The organism is Colwellia sp. E150_009 (genome assembly GCF_053543955.1).
Map to the genome: position 1 here is coordinate 18,171 of NZ_JBHFOM010000033.1, position 20,912 is coordinate 39,082.

Annotated in this window: 14 protein-coding genes; 8 read left to right on the forward strand and 6 right to left on the reverse strand. The window is 37.7% G+C overall.

Features of this window, described 5'->3' with window-relative positions; all coding sequences use genetic code 11:
• The first annotated feature begins 161 nt into the window (after nucleotides 1-161).
• Entirely contained in the window at nucleotides 162-3,101 is a 2,940-nt protein-coding gene (locus tag ACE1OF_RS13930; protein WP_448895249.1) for a TonB-dependent receptor, read from the forward strand.
• A 90-nt stretch (nucleotides 3,102-3,191) separates the two neighbouring features.
• Nucleotides 3,192-4,814: a fibronectin type III domain-containing protein gene (locus tag ACE1OF_RS13935; RefSeq protein ID WP_448895250.1), complete on the forward strand. Its 1,623-nt coding sequence runs from the start codon at nucleotides 3,192-3,194 to the stop codon at nucleotides 4,812-4,814.
• A gap of 104 nt (nucleotides 4,815-4,918) precedes the next feature.
• Here the strand turns inward: ACE1OF_RS13935 and ACE1OF_RS13940 are convergent, their stop codons facing one another.
• From ACE1OF_RS13940 to ACE1OF_RS13955, 4 genes are all read right to left on the reverse strand, one after another.
• Entirely contained in the window at nucleotides 4,919-5,314 is a 396-nt protein-coding gene (locus ACE1OF_RS13940; RefSeq protein WP_448895274.1) for a carboxymuconolactone decarboxylase family protein, read from the reverse strand.
• A gap of 200 nt (nucleotides 5,315-5,514) precedes the next feature.
• A complete protein-coding gene (locus ACE1OF_RS13945; protein WP_448895251.1) occupies nucleotides 5,515-5,886 on the reverse strand; it encodes a MerR family transcriptional regulator in 372 nt (123 codons plus the stop codon).
• A gap of 779 nt (nucleotides 5,887-6,665) precedes the next feature.
• Complete coding sequence (locus tag ACE1OF_RS13950) at nucleotides 6,666-7,187, reverse strand: hypothetical protein (protein ID WP_448895252.1); 522 nt, start codon at nucleotides 7,185-7,187, stop codon at nucleotides 6,666-6,668.
• A 398-nt stretch (nucleotides 7,188-7,585) separates the two neighbouring features.
• Nucleotides 7,586-8,431 (reverse strand): alpha/beta fold hydrolase, encoded by an 846-nt coding sequence (locus ACE1OF_RS13955; RefSeq protein ID WP_448895253.1) that lies wholly within the window; start codon nucleotides 8,429-8,431, stop codon nucleotides 7,586-7,588.
• Nucleotides 8,432-8,605: 174 nt separating this feature from the next.
• On the opposite strand from ACE1OF_RS13955, the gene ACE1OF_RS13960 reads away from it, so the two are divergent.
• Nucleotides 8,606-8,770: a 3,4-dihydroxy-2-butanone-4-phosphate synthase gene (locus ACE1OF_RS13960; protein WP_448895254.1), complete on the forward strand. Its 165-nt coding sequence runs from the start codon at nucleotides 8,606-8,608 to the stop codon at nucleotides 8,768-8,770.
• A gap of 98 nt (nucleotides 8,771-8,868) precedes the next feature.
• On the opposite strand, the gene ACE1OF_RS13965 is transcribed toward ACE1OF_RS13960, so the two are convergent.
• Nucleotides 8,869-10,920 carry a 4Fe-4S binding protein gene (locus tag ACE1OF_RS13965; protein ID WP_448895255.1) on the reverse strand — a complete coding sequence of 684 codons (2,052 nt, stop codon included), beginning with the start codon at nucleotides 10,918-10,920 and terminating at the stop codon, nucleotides 8,869-8,871.
• A gap of 1,019 nt (nucleotides 10,921-11,939) precedes the next feature.
• On the opposite strand from ACE1OF_RS13965, the gene ACE1OF_RS13970 reads away from it, so the two are divergent.
• From ACE1OF_RS13970 to ACE1OF_RS13990, 5 genes are all read left to right on the forward strand, one after another.
• A complete protein-coding gene (locus ACE1OF_RS13970; RefSeq protein ID WP_448895275.1) occupies nucleotides 11,940-13,745 on the forward strand; it encodes a PQQ-dependent methanol/ethanol family dehydrogenase in 1,806 nt (601 codons plus the stop codon).
• Nucleotides 13,746-13,819: 74 nt separating this feature from the next.
• Nucleotides 13,820-14,410, forward strand: a complete 591-nt coding sequence (locus ACE1OF_RS13975) for a pentapeptide repeat-containing protein (RefSeq protein WP_448895256.1) — start codon at nucleotides 13,820-13,822, stop codon at nucleotides 14,408-14,410.
• A 352-nt stretch (nucleotides 14,411-14,762) separates the two neighbouring features.
• Nucleotides 14,763-15,485, forward strand: coding sequence for a hypothetical protein (locus ACE1OF_RS13980; protein ID WP_448895257.1), 723 nt, complete (start codon nucleotides 14,763-14,765; stop codon nucleotides 15,483-15,485).
• A gap of 313 nt (nucleotides 15,486-15,798) precedes the next feature.
• Entirely contained in the window at nucleotides 15,799-17,124 is a 1,326-nt protein-coding gene (locus ACE1OF_RS13985) for an amidohydrolase family protein (RefSeq protein ID WP_448895258.1), read from the forward strand.
• Nucleotides 17,125-17,223: 99 nt separating this feature from the next.
• Nucleotides 17,224-18,495, forward strand: coding sequence for a Xaa-Pro dipeptidase (locus ACE1OF_RS13990; protein ID WP_448895259.1), 1,272 nt, complete (start codon nucleotides 17,224-17,226; stop codon nucleotides 18,493-18,495).
• Between the two features lie 250 nt (nucleotides 18,496-18,745).
• Here the strand turns inward: ACE1OF_RS13990 and ACE1OF_RS13995 are convergent, their stop codons facing one another.
• Nucleotides 18,746-20,788, reverse strand: coding sequence for a S9 family peptidase (locus tag ACE1OF_RS13995; protein ID WP_448895260.1), 2,043 nt, complete (start codon nucleotides 20,786-20,788; stop codon nucleotides 18,746-18,748).
• Nucleotides 20,789-20,912: the final 124 nt, after the last annotated feature.

A 20,912-nucleotide genomic window follows, 5' to 3' on the forward strand; every position in this document is an offset into this window, starting at 1 on the left:
GATATCGGGCAAGAAGATTAATTAATATTCAACTGTAATAACTTGTTAGTGAATTATTCATAAAAAATTCATTTAAGATGACACTAGTTGTCATATTAAATGAATAGATTCTCTACGTTTTTTACCAATAAATAAAATATTAATTAAACTGGAGAGCCTGAATGGGACGATACAACCTAGCAACGTTATATTTATGTTGCCAATCTTTTTTAACTCGAAAACGTATACGTAAACAATTATTAGTAACGGGTGTTACAGCATGTACTGTATTGTTAGTACCTAGCACATACGCTTTTGAACAAACAGTGGCGGGTAGTCTAAGTGGTCGCGTTGTTGATTTGAGTACAGGAAAGATGCTTGAAGGTGCGGTTGTATCAGTTTCTGGTACGACATTTCGTGATTACACTGATACATCAGGACGCTTCGTCATCACTGAATTACCAGCGGGTGAGTATAAAATTAGTGTTAGCTATGTAGGTTTATATACGTCAACAAATCAGGTCAGTATTAGCGAAAATGAAACTGCTGTTTTGAATGTTGAATTGACAGGTTCAGACGCCATAGAAACTATCACAGTAAGAGGGCAGCGCACGGGGGCTAACCGTGCTATTAACCAACAGAAAACAGCTGCGGGTATTATCAATGTGATCTCTGAAGAGCAATTTGGCTCTATGGTTGATGCAAATATCGGTCAAGCTTTACAACGTATGCCTGGACTTAGTGTCGATGAAGACCAAGATGGCTCACAGGGCAGTATTAATATTCGTGGTGTTTCTGGAGAATATAACTCTGTACAAATAGACGGCAATCGTATGCCATCTTCTGGTGGTAGTAATGCCTTTAATCCACGTCAATTGGCTGCCGATGGTGTTACCACTATCGAAGTAATTAAAGCGCCGACACCTGATCGTGATGGCGATGCCGTTGGCGGCATTATTAACTTAGTTTCTCGTAGTGCATTCCAGCGCACTGGTCGAGATATGAGTTTTGATATGTCGGGTACACTTAACGAAGAGCCTAACAATTGGGGTTCATCAGCAAGCTTTAAATTCTCCGATATTTTTAGTATCAACGGTGGTTATAACAACCTTGGTATTAGTTTATCTCTTAGCCATTACGATACAGATCGTTATTCGCGTAACGCTGATCAAGACTGGGTACAGGTTGATGCTGAAACGAATCCTGAGCTTAATCTGACCAGTACTAAGCCTGTATGGTTTATGGAATCGACACATTTCGAACATGATACACGTGAAACGTTAACTAACACGGCGAGTAGTTCAATTGACTATCGTATTAACGATTCTCACTCTTTTTACATACGCCCTATGGTCAGTTTTTATGAGCGTAAAGGGGTAAAGTACGAAACCGATATTGATATTGACACGCAATTCGAAAATGCTGAAGGTGGGAATAAAACTTACGCCGAACTAACACCTAGTTACGGACGTGGTACGCCAGCTAGTGAAGGGTCTCGTGGCTGGATTGGAACCTTAGATAATTCTGAAAATGAGCTCTATTCACTAACGATGGGTGGTCTACATGAATTTGATTCAAGCAAGCTGAGTTACGACGTTTCATACTCGTCAAATAAAAGTACTATTCATGATGACAGTGAGTTAAGCATGTTAATGGAGCCAGAAGAACCTGGCTTTATTTTTGAGTATGAAGTGTTTGATCCTAATGGTGATGTTCGTGTTGATGTCATCAACGGCCTAGATTCTACAGACCTTAGTTTGATCACCGAAGGTGAAATGGAAAAGGTGACGGGTACTAAGACCGAAGACGTGTTAAGCGCTAAGATTGACTGGGAGCAAAGCTTCTCTGATGCACAAAGTACGTTTACCTTTAAGACAGGAGCAAAATATCGAGTTAGCTCACAGTTTCGCGATACAAGCGTTGCCCTTTATGAAATGGATGAAAGTTTCCCTTATGCATCTGTTATGGAGCCTACGGATGAAGTGATTTTCTTAAAACCGAAGTATTTCAATGCTCAACCTTCTACAGGGCTAGCAATGTTACAAACTAACCCTGAGTTGTTTTCATTCGTAGCGGATGATTCTCTTGAAGATAGTAACGTTGAAGATTATGACGCTAAAGAAACTATCTCAGCCGCCTATGTTATGGGAACTTACGAAATAGGTATTCATACCATTATTGCTGGTGTGCGTTTTGAAAACTACGAATGGGAAAATACAAATAAAATTGTAAGCTTTTTCGATAATCTATCGAATGTTTCATCGGTAGATAACAGTGATTCTCACTCGTTTTGGCTACCAGGTTTGCACTTGCGTCATGAGCTTGGTGAAAACCTAATTTTACGCGAAAGTTACAACCGTAGCTACGCACGTCCACGTCTTGAAGAACTTTCACGTGGACGCTGGATAGATAATGAAGGTAACATTGAAGACGGTAATGCCAACCTTAAACCAGCCATTTCAGACAACTTTGATATTCAACTAGAGTATTATACTGAACGTGGTGGTCTTTATTCTATTGGCTACTTCTACAAAGATATTAATAATTTTACCTATGCTAAGGTTTATGACTTTGACGAATTAGATGCTAATGATATTCCAATTCCTGTAGACGGTGGTGATCTTGAATATGAGCGTCCAGTTAATGGTGCTAACGCCAAAAACAAAGGTATTGAGTTAATCGCCAGACAGCAACTGTACTTTTTACCCGGTGCCTTACAAGGTTTGAGCATTGCTTTGAGTGCAACCTTTACAGAAAGCGATGCTGAATATCCAAATCGTACCGATGGACGCAACTTACCATTGCCAGGATTTTCAGAATTATTATACACAGCAACCCTTGATTATAACTGGCGTGACCTAAGTGCACGTATTGATTATCGCTACCGTGATGACTATGTTGAGGGCTTAGGCGATAGCATTGAAAGTGATGAGTTCTACGCCGCTGAAGATCGTATTGATGCTGAAATTCATTATAATGTTGGTGAAAGCTTACGTCTATTTGCCACCGTAACCAATCTAACCGAACAACCGCAAGTATCTTATCAAGGCTATTCTGGTTTTGTGGAAGATGCAAGCTTCTCAGGTCGAAAATATACATTCGGAGTTAATTACATTTTTTAAACCTAATTAAGTAGTTTTTAAAGATTCTTGTATACCACGGCACTCTAGTAAGGGTGTCGTTTTAACTTTAACCCATAGGAAATTGATAACATGATAAAGCACGCTATTTTATTCGTGGTACTCCTAACAATTACTCCGTTCTATGTTTGGGCTCATGGTAACGACAGCGGTCATGCTCATTGGCAGCCAAAAGCCTACTCACAAACGCAAATTCATGCGCCTACGCCAATGCCTGATCGTGTTGTGTTAACTTGGGCAAGTGACCCTGCTACTTCCCAGTCAGTGACGTGGCGTACTGATGATACAATCCTAGCAGGCGTCGCTGAAATTGCCATTGCCAATGCAAATGGAAGAGCATTAAAACCAGCGCGATTTAACGCCCAGACCACACCATTTACCAGTGATATTAATGTAGCTCATTACCATTCTTTAACCTTTGAAAACTTAACACCCGATACACTTTACGCATATCGCGTAGGTGATGGCGTGAATTGGAGTGAATACTTTCACTTTAGAACAGCTAGCGACCTTGCCCAGCCTTTTAGTTTCATTTATTTTGGTGATGCGCAGAATGACTTAAAAACTCATTGGTCTCGTGTTTTTCGAGAGGCATTTCGTGATGCGCCAAGAGCTGCATTTACATTACATGCTGGCGATCTTATTAATGAAGATGCTTACGATGCAGAATGGGGTGAGTGGCATGGTGCACCAGCGTGGGTTAATGGTACCTTGCCAGTAATTGCTACTCCTGGAAATCATGAGTATTTTCGTGCGAATCGAGGTCCAGTTAAAGAACGCTTATGGTTGAACAAAGCAGGTATACCAATAGAGGTAGACACTGAGGTTGTACAAGAAAAGAAAGCGGATGGTACTAAGCTGTATAAAGTGATGGTAAAAACAGCTTCTGGAGATTCAGCCTATTTAGAATATGACGGCGATGAAATTATCACTTTAGTTGGTGATGGGGTTAAATCGATAACAGGCTATACTGCTACGCAGCTTTTGGGCACAACCTACGACAAAAAACCTTTAAATGATCGCCGTCGTGACAATGGTATTCCGAAGGTAAGCACTCACTGGCGTCCTCAATTTGCATTTCCAGAGCAAGACGTACCTAAAGGTTTAGAGGAAACGACTTATTATATCGATTATCAAGGTGTGCGATTTATCTCTCTTGATTCAAACAGAGATCGTGCCGAGCAAGTGCCGTGGTTACGTAAGGTATTAACCAACAACCCAAACCGTTGGACTATATTAACCTTTCACCACCCAATATTCTCGCCAGCTAAAGATCGGGATAATCAAGAGTTGCGAGAGTTATGGAAACCTGTATTTGATGAATTTAAAGTGGACTTAGTATTAACAGGTCATGATCATACCTATTCGCGCACCGGCGATGTGGGTAATAGTGTTGACACCGCAAATATTCCAACAGGGTATCAACAGGCTTATGATCCTAAAATAGGCACTGTTTATGTAGTATCAGTGAGTGGCCCTAAAATGTATAATATTACTAAAGGCGATTATGCTAAACGCGTTGCTGAGGATACACAGTTGTATCAAATTATCGAAATTGATGATGGTAAGCTATCCTATAAAGCCTTTACAGCAACAGGTGATTTGTATGATACTTTCACCTTAGAAAAACAAGCAGGTAAGGCAAATCGCTTAAAAGAAACATTGACTGCAGAAGTCAAAAAAAGTCGGAACTAATACAAATCAGACATTGATCAGACCCCTAACAGGTTATTTTACAAAAACAAGTTATTCTACAACCTCAACGCCGCGTTCACTGGCTTGTCTGGTGCAACGCTTTGTTAAGCATTGATTATTCCCCGCTCAACAAACACCACTTTAGCTGCAGATGCTGCATTTAAAGCTGCTGGGAACCCAGCGTAGACAGACATTTGAATGATGATTTCAACTATTTCTTCTGGAGTGCATCCAACATTCAACGCTGCATTAATATGGACTTTGAGCTGGGGCTCAGCATTACCCATAGCAGAAAGAGCGGCTACGGTTGCGATTTCCCGAGATTTTAAATCCAAACCTTGCCGACTATAGATATCGCCAAACGGATATTCAATCGTGTAGCGACCCAAATCAGGGGCTATATTCTTCAGTGATTCAATAACTCTTTCGCCAGCCTCCCCATCAATTTCCTTCAGCTTTTCCCAGCCTCTAACAAATCTTTCATTATCTTCAGTATTCATAGTTTGCCCCTTTGCGATAGTTGAATAAATTTGAGATGAACAGCCATCTAATACTAAGAATCCAAAGGAAATCGATGACAAAATAAGGGATGATTTAAGGAGTTCTCGCCTACCTTCATCAGGTTGATTTTGCATAGATTGCATCTGTTTACTCTCTGCTGCTTCACTCTATCAACTAGTCTAAACCTTAGAGTTAACTCTCAGTCAAGGGATATTTTTTCTTCTAGGGCGGACTGATAAAATTGGATTTTCTCATCGAGTTTTTTGAGATGTTGATTTTGCAAGGCAATTTTCTCTTGCAGATTATTTGAATGCTCAGCAAGTAATTTTTTTCGCTGAAGTAAAGTCTTGTTGCCCTTTTTCCTTAACGATGCATACTCAAGTATTTTCTCAAGAGACATGCCTGTGTCTTTTAATCGTTGTACAAATTCAATCCATGTTATATCTTTTTCAGAGAATGATCGATGGCCATTAGATTGCCGATGTATATCGTCTAATAAACCAATTTTGTCGTAGTACCTCACGGTATGTGGGCTTAATCCGACTCGTTTTGAAAATTCAGCTACGTTCATATATGTATAGGAAATACCAACGCTTTGCTAAGCGGGTAAAAATGGCTGGCGATAATAACGAAGAACGAGCACAGCCAGCTGTTTGTGTCCGTTTGAGCAACTTGATACTAATTGAGCCTCCCCCAAAGTCTAGCACTAAGCTAAACTTTAAGGCGACTAAACCCAAAAGGAGAGGACTCTATGAAATTATATACTACTTTACATAAATGTTATTGGCTTAATCAAGCAGAAGAAACCACCTCGGTAAAAGCAAAACGGATATACAGCCTTTTTTGATAAAGTTTCTGATACGTTAACCACTGCAGACCTGAAGCAGTATTTTAATCGGCTCATCCAAATACATTCTTAGTGAGGCATTAAGCTTGGCCGTAACGGCTTACAATTCTTTAACCGTTGTCCACCCGATAAGCAATCGGAATGGCTTTCTATCTTCAAGCCATCGCAGTATCCCAGATACTTTAGTGCTACACAAAGGTTTACAGCAAGTGCGTGATTATGAGTTGCTATGCTCGAGTGCTAAAAAACTGCGATTGATTATTCAGTTACCCTTATTGCCGGTACATGATTGGCTTAATCAAGCAGGTTTCGGGCTTGTCCAACACCATTTTTATCAGCGCAGTACAGGCAGTCAATTTAAGAGATCTAGGCTCTGATTTTAAAATCGAATACTCCCGCATACTTTCACTCATTAGTTCCATAACTTGCATGCTAAATTGACTTAAAGCAGCTTTTTTCTTCTTCTGTCTTACAATCAAAAAATGCTGTATCGTTTCAATTAATTATGCATCTGTATTGCTTTCAACCAAAAAATCAAACGCTTTTACATCACAGTTATTAAGGGCGTCACAACCTTTTATAATAAAAGTTAGGTTTGAAAGGTCATTGTCCTGAAAGCCTCCACTACCTACTAAGTCATTTCCAATAGTGCAGGATAACTCGTTGTCATTAATTTCGCATTGAACTTCGCCTGTCGCGTTAGGACAAAGTGAAAAAGAGGTATTTCCGCATTTAAGCCCTACTATTTTATTGCTGTCAGAATACTCTTCACCGCTAGTCGATAAATATAAATCTATTTTGTAAGAGGCTGCGGTGGGAGATACCCACTGAACTTCAAAGCGAGTTCCTTCTGTAACCGTAATCTGTTCTCCTTCATAATAATCTTTTGAGTCAAATCTGATATTTTGTAAGTTAAAGATTTTTTCTTCATCAACAGACTCTTCTATTTCAGAATTTTTGTTACCAGAGCCGCCGCCACAAGCGCTTAGCGTTAATATGCTAATAAATAATAAAATATGTTTCATAATTGTCCCTTTAATTAAATTAAGTGTATCCCATACTTGGTCGCTCTGTAGTTTAAGTTGTTCCTAACATTACCAAGTGAAGTGGCAGCTGTTTTGATAGTATAAACATTAGTAATGCTGTATCAAATATAATTAGCTATTTACTTATTTATTCTTGTTTTTTGTAGTGTAGTGGAGGAATTTTCATTGATTTTCGTTCCTAAAACATTTTAGCAAACTGTATTTTGTCTGTTAACAGGCTCGTTATACGTAAAGGAGATTTAGCAGATGAAATTGAATTTACTAGATGATGCTAAAGCACTTACTGAATATCAGAAAATAGATCAGATTCAACGTATTGAGAAGCAAATTCATAAGCTTAGTTTTGTTCCTATTTCTTAGTGTGATTTCATTACTGCCTACTGTTTCTTAATCTTTTTTGGTAATGTGGACACTAGCCATTCATCGGTTAACCTTTTGCTGGCACTATTCAGGTAGAAAAAATTCACTATTGCATTTAAAGTCTCAGTTGGTTTTTCTTTGTGGGGCATATGGCCACAATCTTTCAATATTAAATTCTCTGAGTCACCACTTACATTTTTTGAAATATATTGTGGGAAAGCAACGGTGCCGTATTCATCTTTGTCTCCATGTATCACGAGGGTTGGGCACATTACATCGTGAATGCAATAGCTTAAATTCCATTGAGAAAATTCAGAAGATAGCCAAATATCTACCCAAGCACTTAAAACCCATTTAGCTTTTGCGCCATGCCATTTTTCTAAACGTTTTATTTGGTTGTTTTGTGAGAAAAATTTTTGTGCTTTTTGTATGCCAGCAATAGTAACATCTTCTATAAATGCTTGAGCTGAAATTGATATAATGCCCAAACACGCTTTATCTTTAGCTGCAATATTAAGCGCCATGCCACCGCCAACACTGTGCCCTAGCAATATATAGTTTTTAATTGATAGTTGCTTTCTAAGTGCAGGAAAAACAATTTCAGCTTCTTCTTTTATAAAATTAATTGATGGTTGCTCAATACAACTGTCTGATTTTCCAAAACCTAACCTATCATAAGCGATAACACGTCTAGATGTTTTTTTAGATAACTCCTGTGGGAAGTCCTTCCATAAATCAACACAACCTAATGAGTCATGAATTAGAATAATAGGCACGATAGATGTTACGTTTTCAGGAACCCACATTTTGATATAAATTTTTTTATCAAAAATAGTGATAAGATCTTCTTTTATACAGGTCATAATATATCCGTGTAATTAGAATTTTTACAATTATATCAAAGGCTAGGGATGAAAAATTTAGTAATAAATCTTGTTAATAGCTGTGTACTAAATAACTTTTATACACAGCTTACATCATCATAACTACCAATGTTGACCCAAATATTTTGAGTATTCAACCGATAAGTTTCTTGTATGGTGTTTAGCTTAAAAGGAATTTTATGCGAATTAACCAATGAAGATGGAACAATGGTAAGGTTATCTGAAATTTGTCAGTTTGTTTTAAAGCATGAAATGATAGTGTTAAGTATTGAATGCATTGTTAAATATCGTGCTTTAAATTTGAATATGGCCTGTTAAATTTGATAAAGCCACTTGAAATAGTGGCTTTTTTAATTGGCTAAAAGTTGAATGTCATCCGTAATGGTAGAAAAACATATTAATTGAACATTACATTGTTAATGAACACATTTGATCTCAATAGCTTTTGTAGGTAATAGAGACTTTTTAAGTTGTTTATTAGCCTGTTTTTTGGGTGGGCACAAGCTGTCGTTATTATAATAAGCAATACATTCAAAGCATTGTACGCATTCGTTATAATCAATTGCACCTGATGGAAGAATAGCTTTGATATCACATTTATGATGGCAAAGTGTGCAGGGACTACCGCATTCTTTACGTCTGCTCAGCCACTTGATAGGGTGAAATCTTCCTAGTAGTGACAGCCCTGCACCTAATGGACACATATAGCGACAGTAAAATTTATTGATATACAATCCTGCTACTAATAACAGTAGAGCATAAATAACAAAAGGCCAAGTTCGAACAAACATCAGAGTAAATGTTGTTTTAAAAGGTTCTATTTCTGCCATGACTTCAGCTATAACATTAGCATACAGCGATAAAGCAAGCAGAAGCACTAGCACACCATATTTAATTAATTGTAATTTTTTATGCAAAGGGTAAGCTACTTTTAACTGACGGATACGCCATTTTTTCGCTAACCAACCAACTATTTCTTGTAAAGCACCAAAAGGACAAAGCCAGCCACAAAAAAGCCCACGCCCTACCAAGAAAAGGCTAATAAACACATAAGCCCACAATATGAAAATAATAGGGTCCATTAAGTACGTTTGAATCTCAAATCCCTTGAACAATGAATGCAGAATTGGAAATATATTAACAACTGATAACTGACCCTGAGCGTACCACCCAATAAATATTAAAGTATAAAATAGAAAAAACCATCGAACACGGTGGAACAACCTAAAACGGCGCGAAAGCTGGTGCTGAAATATAAACAGGCAGGTAAGAATCACAAGACTTAGTGTTAATATAAAAATTTCACCTGCTCGTTTATGCCAAAGCTCTAACCATAGAGGACGAGACTCTTTTTTATTGTCTACCTCTGGATAGCTGTAAAGTGAAGAGAGGAGTTGATAGTCTTTTGGAAACACAACAGAGATCTGCTCTAACCAAGGGTTATTGCCATAACCAACCGTTAATAACATTGTCCAAGGGGAACCAGGATCAAAGCCTGACTGTGATTTTATTCTGAATATGTTAAAGGTCTTTGCGCCTCTATAATTATCTGTCTTATCTTCGTAAAAATCATAAAAATTTAGATCTCTAATTTCAATTGGCACATCATTTTGTGATATTGATAGCCGTTCAGGGATCGAGGCAGGTATAAAATCTTCATTTACATGATGGTAAGAACCATAAGACCAAACACCAATTGCGTGATCTCCGTCTTTAAGTTGTTCCATTAGTCGTTCGTAATCGTCACCTAATAGGTTTTTACCTATCATAGGAGGGTTAAGGTAAGCGAAACGTAAATCAACTACTGATGATAGGTTTCTTTCGTTAGGTAGGTTTAACTTTTTGGTTATTTCATCATCATCAAACGCTTTAACCAACTGAGCTTCTGACAACTCTAAATTAGCAATGTAGCCTTCGCTTAGTAATGTTTGAAAATCTAGTGGTTGATAGTTTTTTGAGGTTTTAGCTATGTCTTTAGTGACAAAGCCATCAAGAATTTTACGAGCAATATTCAATGATGATAGCAATATCGTTTCATTAATGACGACTACAGATATTGTTGCTTTGGTGATTCCATCTATGACTACATGAGCACTGTTAGATGCTTTACCTACCTTGATATTATCTCGTATGGACAGTCCTGCATATTGTTTAACAAAATTGAACAGTGGTTGTTCACCTAAACCATGTAAAAATATTGGCTCTTGGTGATCAACAACTTGAATACCAGTTAATTTACCCTCAAGATCAATACCAATTAGCATATCTACAGGTTTACCAGAAAAAGCTGGTAGTGCAACAACGTCTATCGAGTGAAACAGGTAACCAATAATATTATCTTCTTGATATACTGGCCAAACAGGTGGTGAAGATTGTTTATTGCCAATAGACGTTGCATGAGGGAAAATTTTTTGCCAGTCATTAGGCGACTTGGTTGACAATGCAAAAGAGAAAGTTGATACCAGCAAGAATAAACTTAATATTACTAGTAACTTACAGAGCCTTAACCTATTCATTGTAATTGTTTTTTGTTAATAGATGAGTTCATAATTTGTTCCTTTTATAGATTGAATAGGGAGACGATTTGTACCCTTTTCTGCTAATGCTATAAGTATTAATTACTTATTCTATTATCATCTTAAAACCACAATTACTGCCGTCACCATGCAACTATAAGACTAATTTTCTCATTACTTAGTCTTAATTATCTATCACTTTGTTAAGTGACTATAAAGTTACACCGTCGTTTACTTACCAAGAAAATCAGTGACAAATGTCCACCGTGCCTTTGTTAAATAACAATATCCACAAACCTTCACAATGTCAGTTTAAGGAATAGCCCTTTAGCAGAAACTGATAAAAATTATCAGCAAATTTATCTGATAAAAAACATTATCGTTAAAACATAAATCTTAAGAACTATATGAGTAATACTTTTGGAGATGCCTTTTAATTATTCCTTAGAATAGGTTAATTCATACTAAAGTATTATTACTCGTTAGTATTTGATAAATATTAATTATTTTTAATATTAGCTTTGTTTAATCATTCTTCAAAACAGCTTACTAAAAGGAATTATTCCTATAGCGTAATTACCAATAAGACGATTAATATTTAACCGAAGGAAGCATTGTGATTTAAATAAAATAGGGTGATAGGTATTACAAAGAGCAGTAGCGATTTAGTAAAAGGCACATGATTACTCCTACTAGATGAAATGATAGAACACGATGGTTAAATTGGAATGGAAGACTTACTTTAAAACGAAAACGAAAACGCAAACAAAAATAAGAGATCCTTCACTGTGACAAGCCATACATATTTGTAGTAGATGCTTCATAGTTTTTATTAAGGAAATAGTTTTTTACCTAGCTGAATAGCTACCATTAATTGAGGAAATAATATGCAATTACAAGCACAAAACTCCCAACAAGGGTTAAAACATAAAAAAAGAACACGTAGCCGTATTGCAATAGCCATTGCAACTATGGCATTGGCAAGCGTTGTTTCAACAGTGCAAGCTAAGTCAGACAAGGTGACTTGGAATGATATCGTTAGTGATCAAGAAACAACGACTGATGTATTAGGTTATGGCATGGGTGTTAAAGCACAACGTTATAGCGACTTAACGCAGATCAATACCGACACTATTAAAGCAATGGTGCCGCAATGGACTATGTCATTTGGTGATGAAAAACAACGAGGCCAAGAAACTCAAGCGTTATATCATGATGGTGTATTATACGTAACAGCTTCTTACTCTCGTATTTTTGCAATGGATGCACGTACAGGTGAGAAGTTATGGACTTATAGTCATCGTTTACCGGAAGATATTCGTCCTTGTTGTGACGTGGTTAACCGTGGGGCAGCAATTTATGGCGATAAAGTTTATTTTGGTACGCTAGATGCGCGAGTTGTCGCACTTGATAAAAAGACAGGGAAAAGAGTTTGGAGCAAAAAATTTGGTGATCACAAAGCTGGCTATACTATGACGGGTGCGCCAACAATTATTAAAGATAAAAAAACGGGTCGTGTTATGTTAATTCATGGCTCTTCTGGTGATGAATTTGGCGTTGTTGGTAAATTATTTGCGCGAGATCCAGAAACGGGGGAAGAGATCTGGATGCGTCCTTTTGTTGAAGGGCATATGGGGCGTATCAATGGTAAAGAAAGTACACCAACGGGGGATGTGAGAGCGCCTTCTTGGCCTCGTGATGAAAATGGTGAATTAGTCGAAGCTTGGCATCATGGTGGTGGTGCGCCTTGGCAAAGTGCTAGTTTTGATGTTGCTAATAATACTATTATTATTGGTGCAGGTAATCCAGCACCATGGAACGGTTGGGCACGTACTGGCAAAGATGGCGAACCAAAAGATTATGATAGTCTTTATACTTCTGGACAAGTTGGTGTTGATCCTTCCACGGGTGAAGTGAAGTGGTTCTATCAGCATACCCCTAATGATGCATGGGATTTCTCTGGTAATAATGAACTAGTATTATTTGAATATGAAGAAAATGGTAAAGTTGTTGAAGCGACTGCTCATGCCGATCGTAATGGCTTCTTCTACGTAGTTAACAGAGAAGACGGTAAATTTATTAAAGCTTTCCCATTTGTTGAAAATATTTCTTGGGCTACGCATATTGACCCTGTTACTGGTCGCCCTGTAGAGGTAGAAGGTCAGCGTCCGCCAAAACCTGAACCTGGGGAAAAACGTGGTAAAACTATTGAGGTATCACCACCATTTTTAGGGGCTAAAAATTGGAACCCTATGGCTTACAGCCAAGATACAGGCTTATTCTATATAGGTGCCAACCATTGGAAAGAAGATTATTGGACCGAAAAAGTTAAATACGATAGAGGTTCTGCGTATCTAGGACAAGGGTTTAATATTAAACGTATGTTCGATGATCACGTTGGTAATCTTCGAGCTATTGATCCTGTGAGCGGTAAAATTGTTTGGCAACATAAAGAAAAACTACCTTTGTGGGCTGGGGTATTAGCAACTAAAGGTAACTTAGTGTTTACTGGTACTGGCGATGGTTTCTTTAAGGCATTTAACGCCAAAACAGGTGAAGAACTTTGGAAATTCCAGACGGGCAGCGGCATCATTTCTTGTCCTATCACATGGGAAATGGACGGTGAGCAATATGTTGGTGTAGCATCTGGATACGGTGGTGCGGTACCTTTATGGGGCGGTGGTATGGCAGATCTAACCAAACCAGTATCTCAAGGTGGCTCCTTCTGGGTATTCAAAGTGCCTAAGTGGGTAAAAGATAGAGCCCTGCTTAATTAAATTAAGTTTTATCGATAGTCAATATTAGCACAGGCCAGAATACTGGGCTGTGCTTACCACTTAGGGAAATAAAGATGATTATTAAACGAATTTGTTTTGTATTATTTTTGCTAAATGCCAGTAGCCAGTCTGTTCAAGCAGAAGGTAACTCTGAACGACAGATAGGCAGTTGTATCATAATGCCCAAAACTAATTGCGTTGGTGCTGATTTGCGTAATGCTGATTTACGCCATGCTAACTTAAGCAACGCCAACTTAGCACGAGCCGATTTACGCGGGGCAAATTTAGTGCGGGCTGATCTTCGTCATGCTAACCTCAAAGGGGCCGATTTACGCGGGGCAAACCTAGAATCAGTGCAAGCTTGGGCTGCATTTTTTCAAGGTGCTAAGTTAAATAATGCTAACTTGCGTGGTGGTAATTTTGAATTTGCTCGGTTGAGTGGTGCTAAACTTATTGATGCAGACTTACAGTCGGCTAACTTTGAGATGACTTGGTTTGCTAAGGCAGATCTTACTCGTGCTAATTTATCCAATGCCAATTTACAGGAAGCCAAGTTTTATAATGCTGATCTTAAAGATGCCGTAATGGATGGAGTAATCAAAAGGTATGCTATTTTTCAGGATGCCTATATGCAAGGCTGCGATGCCTGCCCTCATGACTGGTAAGTTTCAAGATAGTGAGTAGTAGCATAATTTGAAAATGATACGTTCGATGTATAAAGATCATGTAATTTTAACACCTCGGATGTCACTGAAAACAAGGAATTAGGCTTGTAAGCCATTATTTTCATTGTCAGTAAGCGATTATTCGGGGGTTATCCTCCTTCATTCAAACCAGATTTGACAATAAAAACTTATAGTAAACTTTGTAAAATTCCTTGCAGCTCTAAACTTAATTTGCATCAAATAAGTCAACAATTCTGATTGCCTGAAATAAGTATAAAGTGAGTTTAGTATAATCTCGGAACAAAGTTTGCATTAGATTAACTATGTCAAATTTTTGTTAAGCGTGATGATAATGATCAATAATATTTATAGTAATTTATTCAATACTAATGCATCTATTTCATCAACCCCTTCCAGTGTTGATGAAATTATTGCTGAAAATAAGCAAACAGCAATAGAGAAAACAGAGCAGCTCGGAGGGGATAATGCTAGTCTCTATTTAAGTACTAGAGCTCAAAAAATTGATTTATTAAGTCGTGAATTTTTTAGTCATGGTGATTTAAAATTTAATGATATTGATGCATTAAAAGAGCGTGTTTATCAGCTAGGGCTTATCTCTAAAGAAGATTATTCTCGACTAACAGGGGCTGAACTGTCAACGCAGAGTATAGATAGCGCAGAAGAAACGCCTAATCAAACACTTGTTAGCTTTATTGGTGACTTTTTATCACGTGTTGAAGAAACTGAGCAGAGTCAAGATGATAATACTGATCCAGAAAATATAGCGGAAGAAAGCGAGATTATCACTCTATTGAAAGACGCATTATCAACTGCTCAAACCATGTTAAGCAATATTGAAAAAGCAAAAGTAGAACCTGATTTTAAAGCGTCTTTAGCTAATACGCTCGTAATATTAAAAGATACTATTAATACCGATTCTTTTGAAAAATTCTCTCTTGATGATAAAGCTGGCCTAACTAAAACTTACCAAGCGCTTGATATAGTAGATAAAATATCACCACAGCGACTGAACAATGACAAACTAAATCGTTATATAGAAATAGGATTAACGTAAACACATGGTGTAAAGTGCGTGACTATAAAGTCGGTATAAATATCCGCTACTTTAAAAACAGCTTAACTTACAATTAACGATAAAGTTATTCGGTAATTAGAACTACATAACTCCTTTATTATCAAACTACTATATCATTTTTAGCTTCAAGCAAACATTGCAATCAATTCTTCCTAATTAAGCCTTATGCTAAACAAATAAAATTTATTTTTATGTTAACTTATGTGAATCAATATTTACATTTAGCTTGTGTTAGCTATAGTAGGTATATTAATGATACAAAAAGAACGTCTAAATATAAATGGTAAATAACATGACAAATACTAAATATGAATTTAAAAAAATAGTTAAACATCTACCCACTCTGCTCGCTGTCATTTTATCCTCTGCATTGAGTCAATCAGCTATTGCTGCTACTCAAGTGATACATGCAGGTGAGCTACTTGCGGTTCCAGGTGAATCACCTTTAAAAAATCAAACGATTGTTGTGAAAGAAGGGATCATTATAGCGGTAAAAAAAGGTTATATTGATGCGGAAACCTTTGATAAAGACGCAACTTTTATCGATTTATCTAACAGCTTTGTTATGCCTGGTTTAATGGATATGCATGTTCATTTGCAAGGAGAACTTGGTCCAGACAACATCAAAGATACCGTTAAGCTATCTGACGCCGATGTAGCAATGAAGAGTGTGAGTTACGCCAAAAAAACCTTGATGGCGGGCTTTACTACCGTACGTGATTTATTGAGCAAGCCTGAACAAATGTATGCCTTAAGAGATGGCGTAAATAAAGGATGGATTGAGGGGCCGCGTATTATTGCCGCAGCAGGAATATCAATTACTGGTGGGCATTTAGATGTTGATGGAATGGCACCTGATTTACTGGAAATGAAATCATCTAAAATGCTTTGTGATGGTCCTTTTGAATGTCGAAAAATGACTCGCGAAGCGATTAAATATGGCGCTGATATTATTAAAGTAGCTTCAACGGGCGGTGTTTTATCTGATACAAGCACAGGTACGGGGCAACAAATGACTGACGATGAGCTAAAAGAAATTGTTGATACAGCTCATGGTCTTGGTCGTAAAGTGGCAAGTCATGCTCATGCTGCTGAAGGAATTAATGCAGCATTGCGGGCTGGTGTCGATAGTATTGAGCATGGTAGCTACGCTGATAAAGAAACGATTAAGCTATTTAAACAATCTGGGGCTTATTTAGTGCCAACGTTACTCGCTGGAGCAACGGTTGTGAACATGGCGAAAACATCAGACTTTATGACTGCGCCTGTTAGGGCAAAAGCGCTCCGTGTTGGGGGTGATATGCAAGAACATTTTGAGGCATCTTATAAAGCAGGTGTAAAAATTGCTTTTGGTACTGACAGTGGGGTATCAAAGCATGGAATCAATGCTCAAGAAGCCGTGTTAATGCATCAAGCAGGCATGAGTACATCGGACATTTTAAAATCTGCCACGGTTAATGGGGCAGACCTTATTGGAATGAGTGACAAATTGGGCACCATTGAACAAGGAAAGTTTGCCGATATTATTGCTACTCATGCTAGCCCATTAAAAAATATTGAAGAGTTACTCGATGTTGACTTTGTTATGAAAGGAGGCAAGGTTTACAAACAGAAATAGTCAATAATTACATGTGGTTAATCTATAAGAGTGGTAACAAAACTGAAGGTTCAATGTCAATAGAGCTGAATACTTAATAATAACCAACAGGAATATAAAATGAGATCTTTTCGATTACTTAGTGTTGTGACAGCACTGCTTGCCACATCTAGTGTGATGGCACAACAAATTTTAATAAACGCAGATGCTTATGTTGATGTTGAAAAAGGTAAACTTATTAAAAATGTTGCGGTATTGGTCGACGGTAATAAAATTATCAAAGTGGGTAAACAAGGAAGTGTAAAAGCAGCGCAAGACGCTAATATTGTTAATTTGCAAGGTAAAACATTAATGCCTGGTTTAATGGATATGCATGTACATTTACATAGTGATGCCGAAGATAACTTTTTAGCCGCAAGGGGTAATTCAGTACCACGTCAAACAGTAAAAGCAGTCAAGAATGCTAAAAAAACCTTGCTAGCAGGTTTTACAACGGTACGTAATTTAGGCGCTTCAGGGTATTCAATTATTGGGGTTCGTGATGGTATTAATGCGGGTGAAATACTAGGGCCTCGTATCTGGGCTGCTGGTTATTCTATTAGCATTACGGGTGGCCATTGTGACGATAATTTTTCTCCTCCGGAGGCAAAAAGTATTGCTGGTGGTGTAGCCAATGGCCCTTGGGCGGTAAGAACTAAAGTCAGAGAGAACATTAAGTATGGTGCCAATACCATTAAGGTTTGTGCTACAGGTGGCGTTTTTTCTAAAGGTACTAAAGTGGGTGTTCAACAGCTAACGGAAGAAGAAATGAAAGCCGCTGCTGATGAAGCGCATTTACGCGGTTTAATTATAGCAGCGCATGCACATGGTACTAGCGGTATAAAAGCAGCTATTCGCGCAGGCATCGACTCAATCGAGCATTGTAGTTTCCTCGATGATGAAGCCATTAAGCTCGCGTTAAAACATGGTACTTTTATGTCGTGCGATATTTATAATACGGAATACACATTAGCGTTTGGTGCTGCAAATGGTGTACCTGAAGAAAATATTAATAAAGAAAAGCTAGTATCAAAAGCACAACGTGAAAGCTTTCGTAAAGCAACAAAAGCGGGTGTTAAAATGGTTTTTGGAACAGACGCCGCTATTTACCCACACGGTGACAATGGTAAGCAATTTTCACGCATGGTAACTTACGGTATGACGCCAATGCAAGCTATTCAAGCTGCAACTATTAATAGTGCTAGTTTGCTACAGCAACAACGTTCTTTGGGGCAAATTAAGTCAGACTATTTAGCTGATATTATTGCTGTTGACGGTAATCCTGTTGAAAATATTTCCTTAATGGAAAAGGTAAGCTTTGTAATGAAAAACGGTGTTATCTACAAACAATAATGACATGATTATTGCCATGGCTAAGAGAATACTATTAATACCAATTTCACTAAATTATTGCCCACTTGTGCTAGTTGAAATACTCCATGGCGGCGTTGCTCTCAATCCCAATAGCCTGCTATTGCTCAATCAAGCGTCTTGCCCTGATTTATTTTTCCTATGCACAACAAGATCACAAACTTAATGAAACTAATGGTATAAGTAAGCTCTTAGCCTTAGTTTACACATTTATACTGTAGTCAAATTGGTATTACTTAGTGTTTCGATATTGTTCAAACCACCATAATATATGAGAAACTTTAGACATTAAATTACTGGGTCGTTTATAAATACCATGAGGAGCATCTGGTATTCTGACCATAGCCGTATCAACGTTGCGTAATTTTAGCGCTTGATAAAATTGTTCAGTTTCAGCAATTGGTGTACGTTGATCTGCTTCACCTGTAAGTAACATAGTTGGTGTGCTGACATTGCCCACATAACTTATGGGTGATAACTTCATGTAATGAGCGCTATCTTCCCACGGCATTTTGCTAAACCAGTTTTTAATAACATACGGGTAAATGTCGGTCGTTAATACGAAGCTAAACCAATTAATAACGGGTTTTGCAACAACGGCTGCTTTAAATCGGTCTGTATGTCCAATGATCCATGCTGTTAATACGCCGCCGCCAGAGCCACCTGTAACAAATAAAGCATTTTTATCAATGGCTTCTTGTTCAATAACATTACCAACAACTGACATTAAGTCATCATAATCATGGCTTGGGTAATTATTATGAATCGTTTGGGAAAACTCTTTACCATAACTATCACTACCTCTTGGATTAGCGTAAACCACAACATAGCCTTTTGCTGCCATCAGTTGGATTTCTGTCGAAAAATGAGGACCGTAATTCGTTACAGGACCACCATGAATTTCTAAAATTAAAGGAAATTTTTCACCTGATTTTTTAGCGATTTCATAACCAGGAGGGTATGCAACCCAAGCCTGAATATTGCGATTATCAAATGAAGATTTTGTATTTATTTCTTTGATGGTAGCTAAAGTTTTGTAACCAAGAGCATCTTCGTTAAGTGTAGTGAGTTGAGTGGTTTTACCCTTTTTAGCTATGGCTATATCTGCAGGGCGTTGAGGGTGGGAATAAGTAAAGGCAATTGTTTCATTCTGGGCTACAACAAATTCACCCCCATTGTACGGTCGGCCATAGGAAAGTCCGCCGATATTTTTCGCAACTATTTTACGTTTACCACTTAATGATTGAGAAGCAACATAGGTTTCTCCTTTGTCGTGATAACTGATATAAACAGTTTTGTTATCTTTTCCCCATTGAATGTTATTAATTGAACGGTCAAAACCTGCCGTAATAGAACGCTTATCTGAGCCATCAATATTCATGATATAAAGTTCAGTATTTTCGTAGTTTTTGTAATTTTGATCAGATCCTAAATACGCAATCAGTTTACCGTTAGGTGAAACAATAGGCTTAAAATCAGGTCCATTACGGTCTGTTAATGCTTTAACTTCAAGTGTTTCAATATTCATCGCGTAAATATTACTATCGGTCCACTCAAGTTCTTTATCTAAACGCTTATTAGTTGAATAAAATAGTTGGCTGCCATCTTTGCTCCAACTCATTTTTTGATTATGATTGAAATCATCATGCGTTAGTTGACGTGCATTACCTCCGTCAGACGACATAACAAATATATGACGTTTACCTGCTTTATTGAAGCCTACGCCATCAAAACGATAGTGCATTTTATCAATATACACTGCTGGCTTAGCCCATTTGGCACCATTTGGCTTACCTGGTAGTGATACTACGTTTTTTGGTTTACTGTCAACAAACATAGTAAAGGCTAAGGTGTTACCATCAGGAGACCAACTTAAATTCGAAGGAGGGTTACTAAAGTGACTCATTTGCCCTGTTTCACCTGTTTTCAACCACTTCATGTGAATTTGAGGTTTACCACTGGCGGTTGAAATATAAGCCAATTTTGTGTTGTCAGGAGACAGTGTGGGTGAATAGTCAACATGAAGACCGTTAGTGACAGGCGTTAAATTTTTTTCTTTATCTACTTTCCAAATATTCCCAAGCTTTTTATCACTTTGAATATCCATGTAGTTACGAACAAAATAGACTTCATCACCGTCAGCATTGATAGCAAGTCCAGAAGCATACTCTAGGGTAAAAACATCTTCTAGCTGTAAAGTCGGCTCGTTTTTAGCCAATGTCATTGTTGAAATGAGTGGTGCAATTATTAATGCTACCCACGTTGTTTTATTCATCATTGTTCCTTAAATGGGTAGTTTTACCCTTTTATTCATGGTTGAACTCTAGGCTAAATTAGCATAATTAATTTAATTTGCAAAATTATGTGAATTTACATTTACATTTATACTTGTGTTTGGG